At 46.7% G+C, this 11,659-nt stretch carries 6 protein-coding genes and 1 pseudogene; all 7 read left to right on the top strand.

Features of this window, described 5'->3' with window-relative positions:
• Nucleotides 1–1,201 (top strand): annotated as a pseudogene (locus tag JCM12308_RS27155) (calcium-binding protein); the annotation flags it as partial.
• Nucleotides 1,202–2,066: 865 nt separating this feature from the next.
• Nucleotides 2,067–3,416, top strand: coding sequence for a DUF6531 domain-containing protein (locus tag JCM12308_RS28120; protein ID WP_128647535.1), 1,350 nt, complete (start codon nucleotides 2,067–2,069; stop codon nucleotides 3,414–3,416).
• 32 nt (nucleotides 3,417–3,448) lie between these two features.
• Nucleotides 3,449–6,430, top strand: a complete 2,982-nt coding sequence (locus JCM12308_RS32640) for an RHS repeat-associated core domain-containing protein (protein ID WP_128647534.1) — start codon at nucleotides 3,449–3,451, stop codon at nucleotides 6,428–6,430.
• Entirely contained in the window at nucleotides 6,402–6,893 is a 492-nt protein-coding gene (locus tag JCM12308_RS27135; protein ID WP_054785737.1) for a hypothetical protein, read from the top strand. Before JCM12308_RS32640 ends, JCM12308_RS27135 begins: the two co-directional genes overlap by 29 nt.
• A gap of 457 nt (nucleotides 6,894–7,350) precedes the next feature.
• Nucleotides 7,351–8,835: a calcium-binding protein gene (locus JCM12308_RS27130; protein WP_054785736.1), complete on the top strand. Its 1,485-nt coding sequence runs from the start codon at nucleotides 7,351–7,353 to the stop codon at nucleotides 8,833–8,835.
• Nucleotides 8,783–10,501, top strand: a complete 1,719-nt coding sequence (locus tag JCM12308_RS27125; protein ID WP_054785735.1) for a calcium-binding protein — start codon at nucleotides 8,783–8,785, stop codon at nucleotides 10,499–10,501. The genes JCM12308_RS27130 and JCM12308_RS27125 overlap by 53 nt, the downstream gene beginning before the upstream one ends.
• 26 nt (nucleotides 10,502–10,527) lie before the next feature.
• Nucleotides 10,528–11,659, top strand: a 1,132-nt coding sequence (locus JCM12308_RS27120) for a calcium-binding protein (RefSeq protein WP_280138431.1), incomplete at its 3' end; no start/stop codon positions are given.

Raw genomic sequence — 11,659 nt, 5'->3', positions numbered from 1 at the left:
AACAGGAGCTGTCTCAGGTGGCCATGCTGAAGGCGATAAGATCTCCAACTTCGAGACCATTGAAGGCTCCAGTTACAATGATGTCTTGATTGGTGATGAACAAAACAATAGCTTTTATGGTCACCGCGGCAATGACCGCCTGGAAGGTAAGGGCGGCAATGACACGCTTAACGCCTATGGCGGCGGGAATGACTATCTTGATGGTGGCCCGGGTATAGATGTTGCCCGCTATCGCTGGTCCAAGCACGCTCTGACCATCAATCTTGCAGATCCTAGCCAGAACACAGGCGATGCGGCTGGCGACACCTATGTCTCCATCGAGAACGCAACAGGTAGTGATGCATATGGCGACAGCCTGACCGGTGACAGTGGCAACAACCGTCTGTCTGGCTATGGCGGCAACGACACCCTCAATGGGGCAGCAGGCAATGACAATCTACATGGCGGCAAAGGCAATGACACCTTCATCTTTGAAGGTCCATTCTTCGGCCGCGATGTGATTGAGGATTTTGAGCATGGCTTTGGCTTCGGTGACAAAGCGCGCTTCGACAAGCTTGTCTTTGCAAACTTCGACCACCTCATGCGCAATGCCACACAGCAAAGTGGCAATCTGGTCATCAAACTCAATGACAGCAACACAGTAACACTCAGAAACATTCGCAAAGCCGATTTGAAGGCAAGCAATTTTGAGTTTGTCTCTGCATCCTCAGCCTACACGCACATTTCGACCCATGAAGTCCCACGACAAAGCACCCGGTATTATAAAGGCTGTATCTCCTATCTGAAGACCGTTCGTGAGGAAACCTACCGCTACAAAACTGGCGCAACCTACGTTCGCGAAAACGGCTACGGAACACCTCACTCTGAGGGCGATAAATGTACAAGATCAACCGAAACTAAAGAGCGTTACTTCAAAGCGGATGTTTATACGAGTAACGGTCGAGGTTTCGTAACAGATCGTCACGGGAAACGGATACATCATTCTTTAGTAAATAATGTCGACGGTCCTTATTCTAACGCATCAATAACTAGAAGTTCTCGTTGTATAACTGCTAAATTTCGGCTTACGAACTATTTCGAAACCATCAGACGACAAAAAATTGTACATCCAACTGGCTCAGTTGAGTACACAGATGGAGTTAGGATTTCCACCCGCACAACTGAGATAAAAGCGGTTCATCACGAACGCTCGAATTGCTAAAAATTCGAGCGTGGAGAGATGTACTTACGATTACCCTTTAGAAGCCAAAACTTAAACTGAACATTCTGATACGAAACTGTCTTAAAGCCAGCACTAACTTGTGCTGGCCTGGACAGGAGGCAAACTTCTTCAAAAACTGGCTTGGCGGTATCCGGCCTGCAACAATGGTCACCACAGCACACAAAATGCCAGGCTAATTCTGGATAATAAGATCTTATCGCCAATGCATGTGTATTTCAAAAGGAAGGCTAGTCGCAACGGTTGGAACTTTATAGCAATGGATAATTTTATCTCATCTAAAATAAGTAAGACTCGGAAAGCTCACGTCAGAACAATCTCGCAACAATAAGTAATTACAGAATATAACATTATTCTATACGGATATTTTTCCTGCGCCTTCAATTTAAATTATTCACTTGTTCTTTTTGATATTGGCATACATATTAATACAATCTAAAGTTGTAAATTGTCATAGATTATGTTGATGCTTTAATCATCGTTTCATTAGCCAGCCTAGTGAGTAGGAAAATCTGATAAATTTCCTTATTTGATAATCTATAAAATATAGATATCAACAAAGCTGACATTTATATTGAACACTATAATAAAGCACCGGATATTTGCAATTTTATTGTATATTACCCATGGGGCTTAAAGTGTTTTATTGGCGCATTCATAGATTTTCTATTTATTTTATTACCTGTATTCCTACATTACTCCCGGCTTTGGTTGTTCTAGCGTCGCTGCTTAGCGCTCAGAGTGCCTTCGCTACTGCGTCAGGCCACAAGGCTGGCATTGGTTTTTGAATGGGCAGCATTACGAGAGCGCGGAAGCAGCTTGCAAAGCCCAATGGAAATCGTTTGGAATGGACAACGGCTATAGCCGCTACATTGGTGCTTTGGATGACCCGGATGGTCCTTACACAAAACGCTGCAGTTGGACGCATGTTAACTATCTGTGCCCAGAGGAAAATGGGCTCGGAGCAGACCTTGACGCCTTTTCTAAATGTGGGCATGCGATACCAAGTTGGGTATTCCTACAGTGCGAAAGCGGCTATGTACGATCCTTTCCAAATGGCTGCGTTAAGCCAGAAGACCTTCGTCCTCAACGACCTGTTTGCAGCTATGACCAGGGTGGAAAGAACAATCCAGTCATCGGCAATCCGATCATTCTGAACACAGGCACCAAATATCATTCAATTGAGGATTTTTCGACTAGCGACGGAAAGCTTGCAATCTCGAGGAGCTATAGATCAAACCCAATCGGCCGTAGCAAAAGCATTAACTACGTTCCTCTGGGTCTTCCAGGTGGCTGGCAGTTCAGCTTCTTAATGGAACTTCAGCTCGGGGATTTTTCCGGCTCACCTTCCTCTCCCAATGCCCATGTTACACTGATCGCACCAGATGGTTCCCCTTACGACTTCAAGTTGAACAACGGAGGAGCGTGGGAGCCAGACGCCGAGCAAGGGGCATCTTCATCAGCGTATTCTCTTGTTTATCAAGGGATCCTGCCTTCAGATCTATCCAGCTTAAAGAGTTCTGCCAGCAACTGGCTTGTCAAGGGGCCTGATGATCGAACCTGGAATCTGACATCTTTCTCAGGTGTAAATTCACCCAGTCGTTATGATGTTGCCCGACCGATAACAGTTAAGGACCGGACTGGTTACACGTGGACATATAGCTATGACTCTACTGACCGTCGACTTCTTTCAATCACGGATACATATGATCGTAAAGTGTCCTTTGCCTGGAACTACTTCCATGTCACATCACTAAGTAATGTTTCGGGTTCGCTTCCGTATCCTGAGGTGATATCTGAAATAACGTTCCCAGATGGGACAAAGGCGAGCTACGAGTTCGATCCGGCGCCAGCAAGTTCAGGGCCATCAACTGGTAAAGTACAGCGATTGGTTGCTGTTCGCTGGAAAAACGGCAGCGATGCCATCATTGATGGCAAAACCTATCATTACGAAAATACCAGCTTCCCCAATGCACTAACAGGCATTACAGACAACCGCGGCGTTCGCATCTCAACATATGCCTATGATAATTTCGGGCGGGCGATTTCAACTGAAGGAGCAGCGGGGACCAATAAGTACACCGTGGAATACGGAACAAGTGGTAACCACGTTACCCGTCGTATCACCAACCGCTTGGGAAAAACACAACCTTCAAATTCTCACGTGTCGGATCGAGTAATTTCGATATCCAATTAGCTGAGGTTGATGGTGAGGCAAGTACTAATTGCGTGGCCTCCAATTCAAGCTACACGTATGACAGCAATAGATACATTGCAACCACAACAGACGAAGAAGGCCGTGTAACGACATATGTGCGAGACAGCAAAGGTCGTCCAACCCAGATTACCGAGGCAACGGGAACTGCCGATGAACGCGTCACCACAATCAACTGGCACGGCACATACAACGTCCCCACGTTAGTTGCACATCCGAACCTAACAGCGGTATACACATACGATACATCGGGTCAGCTCACTAGTGTCACCGAAACCGACACCACCACACACACAGCGCCTTACCCTACAAACGGACAAACGCGAAGCTGGTATTATAGCTATACATCAGCAGGAAAGCTTTCTGCAATTGATGGTCCGCTTTCAGGACCTTCAGACACTGTGCGGTATGGTTATGATAGCGCTGGGAACCTCACTTCAATCGTCAATGAGCTTGGGCACCAAACAACGGTGCTTGGCGTAAATCTTCGCGGTCAACCAACCCATGTTCAAAACGAAAACGGTATTCATACGACGCTGAGCTACGATGACAATGGCTGGCTTAAAACTGTCATTTTAGATCCATCAGGCATTGCGTCAGGAATTGACTTTACTTATGACGCTGTGGGGCAGATCACTCGTGTTCAGACCTCAAGTGGGCAAACTATGAGTTACACTTATGATGATGCCCGGCGCCTTATCTTTGTAGAGAACTCTAAGGCAGAGCGAGTTGGCTACACCTATGATTTGATGGGTAACGTAACCCAAACTCAGGTGAAGTCTACATTCGGTTGGATACAATACGAACAGCAACGCATCTACGATGAACTAGGCCGCCTTCTGAGGACGGTTGGTGCAAATGCTCGGGTTTGGAAATATGCCTATAACAAGCTAGGTGAGCTGGAGCAAATTACTGATCCACGGGAGAACGTTTGGATTAAAGGCTATGATGCCCTTGGGCGGCTGCTGCAAACCAAATCACCATCAGCTGCACAGGTGATACGCAAATATGACATTGACAATAATCTCAATCAATACATCGACCCACGTGGTGTAACAACGCAGTTTGTCTACAATGGCTTTGGAGAGATCATACAGGAGACAAGTCTGGACACCGGATCGGTTGTCTATACTCGCGAGCCGCGCGGCTTAATATCCTCCCGTACCGATGGTCGGGGGCTGATCACGAACTACCAGTATGATTTGGCAGGCCGGCTAACGCATGTCCTATATCCATCAGCGCCAAACGAAAATGTCATGCTCAGCTATGACAATGTGCTTGCAGGAAACAAAGGGATTGGTCGCTTGACCAGCCGACAGGATGAAGCAGGCCAAACACACTTTACTTACGATGCTCTGGGGCGTGTTCTATCTGAAACCAGAGTAATTGGCGTTACCAATTATCAGGTCGCTTATCAATATGATGCTGACGGTCACCTCATTAAAATGGTTTATCCTTCTGGTCGCATCGTGTCGTTTATGCGTGATAGCGAAGGCCTTGTTCGTCAGGTCTCAACTCAAACTTCAGGAGGTGATACGCCTCAGCTATTGGCGAAAAATATAACCTGGCTGCCCTATGGGCCTCTTGAGTCCATTGAATACGGCAATAATTTGAGGTTGCTTAAAACGTTTTCCCGCAACTACGATGTTGAGACCATCTCTGTCAGCAATGTAACTGATGGTTCAGCGGTTACTCGGCGAAGTCACGCCTATGCTGATAAGCTAAATTTAACGCATGTACGAGATGACCTGAGTGGCCTGACACTATCGTCCTACTGGTACTCAGAGGACAACCAGCTTCAAAATGCGACAGGACCATGGGGTTCAAACACTTATTACTATGATGGTTCCGGTAACCGAACCTATAAAATCTCTCAGAATGCCGGGAACTCCAGCTCTCAGATCTATAACTATCCATGGAACAGCAATCAGCTTTCAAGCATCTTATTGAGCAATGGCAGCAGTCGCTTTCTAAGTTATGATGCAGCCGGAAACCTGCTGACAGATATAGTAAGCGAAGGTACCAAAGCCTACGCCTACAACACTGCCAGTCGGTTATCTCAAGTAACAATAAATAATGTTCTGAAAGGTCAGTACACCTACAACTCTAATGGACAACTGGTCATTCGCCAGATCAACAATGCGGACAGTCCTACAACCTTGCATTATGTGCACGATTTGGAAGGTAACATAATTGCCGAGATTGACAGTTCTGGAGCCACAACACGCGAGTATGTCTGGATAGAACATCGCAATGCTGCATTCGGGTCCGGCAAAGCAAGTGGGGCGGCTACTCCACTGGCAGCGATCCAAATATCGGGGTCATCTCCAGCTCAGATTTACACGGTTCATCCAGATCGTCTTGATCGGCCTATGGAAATCGCAGATAACTCCGGTTCAATCGTCTGGCGAGCAACATACCGGCCTTTCGGCGCTGTACATCAGATAGTTGGTAGTTTGACGTCACATGATAGCCGCTTCCCAGGCCAGTGGTATCAGTTGGAAAGTGGCCTTCATTACAACTGGCATCGTCATTACGACTCGACATTAGGCCGCTATACTCAACCTGACCCTCTGGGATTGGTAGATGGTCCCAATAGATATGCATATGCCCGCAATTCACCTGCAATGTATACCGATCCACGCGGGGAGCTTGCTCCCGCGCTGTATTATGGGGGGCAACTAATCGGTGGAGCTCTGATCCTCACATTTGGGATATACGAGAACTGGCAGAACCAACCCATCAACTGGCAGAACCAACCCATCTGCTTTCCTTCAGAGGCACGAAGTGGAGCAGGTAAAAATGATAATCATGGTGATAGTGGGCGTGAAGCTGGCAAACGCGAAAAGCAAATACAAGATCTCATAGATGCAATAGCAAATTCCACTGGTAGGGAGAAAAAACGACTAAAGGATAAGTTAAGAAATATCCAAGAGGATATCAAAAGAAAAGCAAAAGGAGAAACTCATGGCAAAAGAGGGAAAGGGTTTCGCTGATGCTATTCTCCCAATTTGGGTTCCTGGAGAAGGAGTTGGCCCAATCAAATTAGGTGCTTCATTAACTTCCTTAGATAGTTATCTAACACTTACATTTGAAGATGTTAATGAAGATTTTGGCGATGGGATAAAAGATGAAAGTTATATTGATAGTAATGGCGAGTGGTTAATTACCACTGAAAATAGTCAAATTGCATACATCAAATGCAAAGCAAAGTGCTATTATAAAGGGGTGAATCTAATTGGTTTAGATATTCAAGAATGCCTCACTTTACTTGGGTATGATAGAGATAGAAAAGCTGATGATACTCTTTTTCTTGAACCTAAATACCATGATGTCTATGAGTTAATGCCGCTAGGAGCGTTGATATCGGTTTGTGAAAATAAAATAGTCTCATTAACTGCAATAAATATTTATGACGATGATGGAGTTACGATAGTACATCCGTTTAGAGATAAATAATGCAACACTTGGGAATGCGAAGATTGGTTAATACCGTAAGCACGATTATAGCGACAAGAGCCCAATTTCCTGAAAGTACCAAATTGGACACCCTGCGTTAATATAGACGCGGCTTCGACGATACTCCAATAAGGTGCTTAGTATGATTTTGAAACAGCTATATCAAGTTTTCTATATTAGCGACAAGAACACCCTAAAATTTTGCTTACGCAAGAAATTTTGGTTTTCATTTTTTCAATCAACTTATTAGTATTAACCAAGTTAACTTTTCCAGAAATACTTACACGCCTGATAATCAGTGGCGTTATATTTTCAGTAATAAAGGCGTTTTGAGGCTATCACTGCATTTGTAAGCACTTAATCTATCAGTAAAAAATTAGAAAAGGGGACAAAACGCAACATAAAACCCCTTATTAAGTTTAAATTAAATGTCCTAAATTCCATTACGGTGTACTAAATGACTTCTCTCCGCAAGCGCAATACTTCGATCGTTTCTGACAAAAAAGCTGATGACTTGACTGGAACTTTAGACAACCTCATTTTGGAGAGCCAGATTACTGAAATGGGGGCTAGAAATTCTGCTCCATCTGCGGAGGTTAATATCGATCAGACCTACGTCATCACCAGCCCTGTCGGCAATCAGCCGATTGCTGATGTAGACGAAAATACAGATGGTTTTGATGTTCTTCACCTTACGGATCTTAACGCAGAGGAGTTGCATGCGATACGTGATGGTCTTGACCTGCTGTTGACGGTGAAGGCAACGGGAGAAACAGTTCGTGTCACTGGGCAGTTCCACAAGATGGCCTACTCCTCAACGGGGGAGCAGCAACTGCCCTATCAGGGAATTGAGCAGATTAAGTTTGCAGATGGTTCACTGTGGTCTCTTGAGGATATCAGCCGCGCAGTCGCACATCCGTCAGATGCCTCGGAGTTTTTACCTGGCACAGATCATGATGATGTGTTTGACAGCGGTGCAGGCAATGATGTGATGTCTGGTGGAGATGGATCCGACACCTACATATTCGGTAATGGCTATGGCAACGACATCGTGCATGACCAGAGGCAGAGCGAGCATTCTGGCAATCAGGATAGTATTGAGTTTACAAGCAACATTAGTTACTCCGATCTGACTTTCTCTCGCTATGCAGATAGTCTTGATCTTAAGATAACCCTGGGAACAGGGGAGACTCTGACGATCATTGGGCAGTTTTCTGCGGCTTATCTGGGTAATGATAAGACTCTCAGGTTCAATCAGATTGAGTCTTTCAACTTTACAAAGCCGGGAGAAGAAGCCAACTCGTTTACTGCGGATGATCTGATGGATCATTTGATCGCGCAATCGCAAACAAGCGGTAACGATCAGATCTATGGGTTCAACCGGGCGGATACGCTGGATGGGGGTGCCGGCGATGACCTTCTGGTCGGTGGAAACGGAAATGATACCTATCTCTTCGGCCTTGGATATGGCAGCGACAGGATCCAGGAACGGACGCTAGATTACAACCACCTTTCTGGCCAAGCTGATAAAGTGTTGTTCCAGGGGGCTTTAACTTCTGATGATGTAACCTGGTCCCGTAGTCTCAACGGGCGTGATCTGATAGCTACATTGACGGACGGCAGTACGCTAACGATTACGGATCAGTTCTATGCTGATAACTTCGGCAACAGCCCTTACCAGATTGAGAGTTTTGAGTTCTCCAGCGGAACTACTCTCAGTGTTGCAGAGCTTCAGCAAAAGCTTTTACAGTCAACCACTGGTGATGACACAATCCTTGGCTTTGCGGGCAATGATGTGCTGGATGGTGGGCAGGGAGATGACTACTTGTCGGGCGGCAATGGCGCGGATACCTATGTGTTTGGGCTGGGTTACGGCAATGATACCATTGATGACAAAGTCACTGCGTCCTTTGCTGGCGGCGGAGACAAAAGTCCGCTTTGAGGCTGGCGTCAATCCTGAAGACGTAAGCTGGGCACGCGGCCAGAATGGCCGGGACCTGATCATCACCTTGAGTGATGGCAGCACGCTGACGATAAAGGACCAGTTTTACGCTGATAACTTTGGCAACAGCCTCAACCAGATTGAGAGTTTTGAATTCTCCAACGGAACCACACTTGGCGTTGCAGCGGTTCAGCAGAAGCTTCTGGTGTCGACCACTGGCGATGACTCAATTCTCGGCTTTGTGGGCAATGATGTGCTGGATGGCGGGCAGGGGGATGACTACCTATCGGGCGGCAATGGCGCAGATACCTATGTGTTTGGGCTGGGTTACGGCAATGATACGGTTGACGACAAAGTCACTTCGTCGTTCGCAGGTGCGGGAGACAAAGTCCGCTTTGAGGCTGGCGTCAATCCTGAAGACGTAAGCTGGACACGCAGCCAGAATGGCCGGGATCTCATCATCACCTTGAGTGATGGCAGCACGCTGACGATAAAGGACCAGTTTTACGCTGATAACTTCGGTAATAGTCTCAACCAGATTGAGAGTTTTGAATTCTCCAACGGAACCACTCTTAGTGTTGCAGAGATTCAGCTAAAGCTTTTACAGTCAACCACTGGCGATGACACAATCCTTGGCTTTGCAGGCAATGATGTGCTGGATGGTGGTCTGGGGGATGACCAACTTATCGGGCAAGCTGGTAATGACACCTATATCTACCGTTTAGGAGACGGAAAAGACGTTATCCGTGATGACAGCTATGGTGGTTACGCCGACAAGCTTGTTTTGGGAGAAGGTATACTTCCCGACGAGGTAACTGTTGTTCGCTCCTCAGATAACATCAATGATGCTACGCTCCATTTTAAAGATGGCAGCACGATTACAATTATTGGGCAGTTCAATGCAGCCCCTCAGGGGGGGCTGGAGCAAATCACCTTTACAGACGGCACGGTCTGGACAGAACATGATCTGATTGCCCTGAGCTTAAAGGCCACAACCGGGGATGACCGCCTGGTTGGAAGCTATCAGCCTGATACAATTAAAGGTGGCAAAGGAAACGATTACATCTTTGGCAGTCGTGGAGCCGATAAACTTTATGGCGAAGAAGGTAATGACCAACTCCTTGGAGGAGCTGGCGCAGACTTGCTTGATGGCGGAGCGGGTGATGACAGCCTTGATGGAGGGGCAAATGATGATACTTACATCTGGGGCTCAGGCTACGGAAACGATGTTATCACAGAAGACAGCGGCAATGGTTCAGATACGCTTCAGCTGACTGACCTGAACGCCGACGATGTCGTTTTGACACAAAGTCTGGAAAATCCTCGTGATCTGATCATCACCATTAAGGCAACAGGCGAAGCTGTTAAGCTGGTTCGAACCTATCACACCAATGGAGCAGTTGGTCTTGAAGGGGTTAACTTCCTGCAGTTCGCTGACGGTACCATTTGGGATCAGAACACAATGCGTGCCAATGCCATACTGGCAGGAACCGACGCAGCCGACACAATCACTGGCGATAACGTGTACGGTGAGGTAATCGACGGTGGTTCTGGCGATGATATCATCAATGGTAGTGGGGGCGATGATGTTTATCTCTGGGGATCTGGAGATGGAAATGATGTCATAACGGAAGAAGCTACAAAGGCTCAGATACGCTTCAGCTGACTGACCTGAACGCCGACGATGTCGTTTTGACACAAAGTCTGGAAAATCCTCGTGATCTGATCATCACCATCAAGGCAACAGGCGAAACTGTTAAGCTGGTTCAAAGCTACCACGCCAATGGTGACAACAACAATGAGGGCGTCAACTTTATTGAATTTACCGATGGCACCATATGGGATCAGGACACAATGCGTGCCAATGCAACATTGGTCGGCACTGACGGGGACGACACAATCACTGGTGTCGCCAACTATGGAGAACGCATTATTGGTGGTTTGGGGAATGACCAACTGAATGGGTTAAGCGGTGATGATACGCTAACTGGTGGCCTTGGTGATGACGTGCTAATTGGCGGCGAGGGCAACGACACCTACGTCTACCATCGGGGAGAGGGCAACGACCTAATTTTGGACGATGTTAGTTCCAGCTCAAATGAAGATACTCTAGTTCTGGCGGATCTCGATGTTACGGATCTTAAGCTAGAGCGTTCAGGCGATGATCTCATCTTACGTATTATTGATACCGATGAGACGATCACAATCAAAGACCAGTTTTACAGTAGCAGTCATACCAATGGCATTGAAACCATCCAGTTTGCTGATGGTAGCGAGTGGGAGCGCGCAGAAATTCGAAGGAGGTACTTCGAAGGAACGGATGGCGATGATCACTTTAATGGTACGGGCAGCAACGATGACTACATTTTCCGAGGTGGCCAGGGTGATGATACCATTTATGAGAATGTATCACACTACCAAGAGGAAGATCGCCTGATCTTTGGCGAAGGCATTACAGTGAATGACCTTTACGCGGTTAGCTCCCATGTTGGCGGTAACAGCTCTGATTATGATTTGACCATCGGACTGAAGGTCGGAGATGGATCCATCACGATCCTTGATTATGGCAATGATGATGCAAATGCCAGTAAACATCAGATCAATCAGTTCGTGTTTGCAGACGGAACTGTGCTCGACCGTAAGGAGTTCCTAGTCGCTACTATGGGAACAGATGGCGATGATCACTTTGACGGTACAGGCAGCAGCGATGATTATGTTTTCAGGGGGGGCCAGGGTGATGACACCATTTATGAAAGTGCATCACACTACCGCGAGGAAGATCGCCTGATCTTTGGCGAAGGCATTACAGTAAATGACCTTTACG

It is taken from the genome of Pseudovibrio denitrificans JCM 12308, from assembly GCF_001310815.1.
GTDB lineage: Bacteria > Pseudomonadota > Alphaproteobacteria > Rhizobiales > Stappiaceae > Pseudovibrio > Pseudovibrio denitrificans.
Note: the sequence above shows the minus strand (reverse complement) of the source record. Positions and strands in the feature narration are given on the sequence as shown.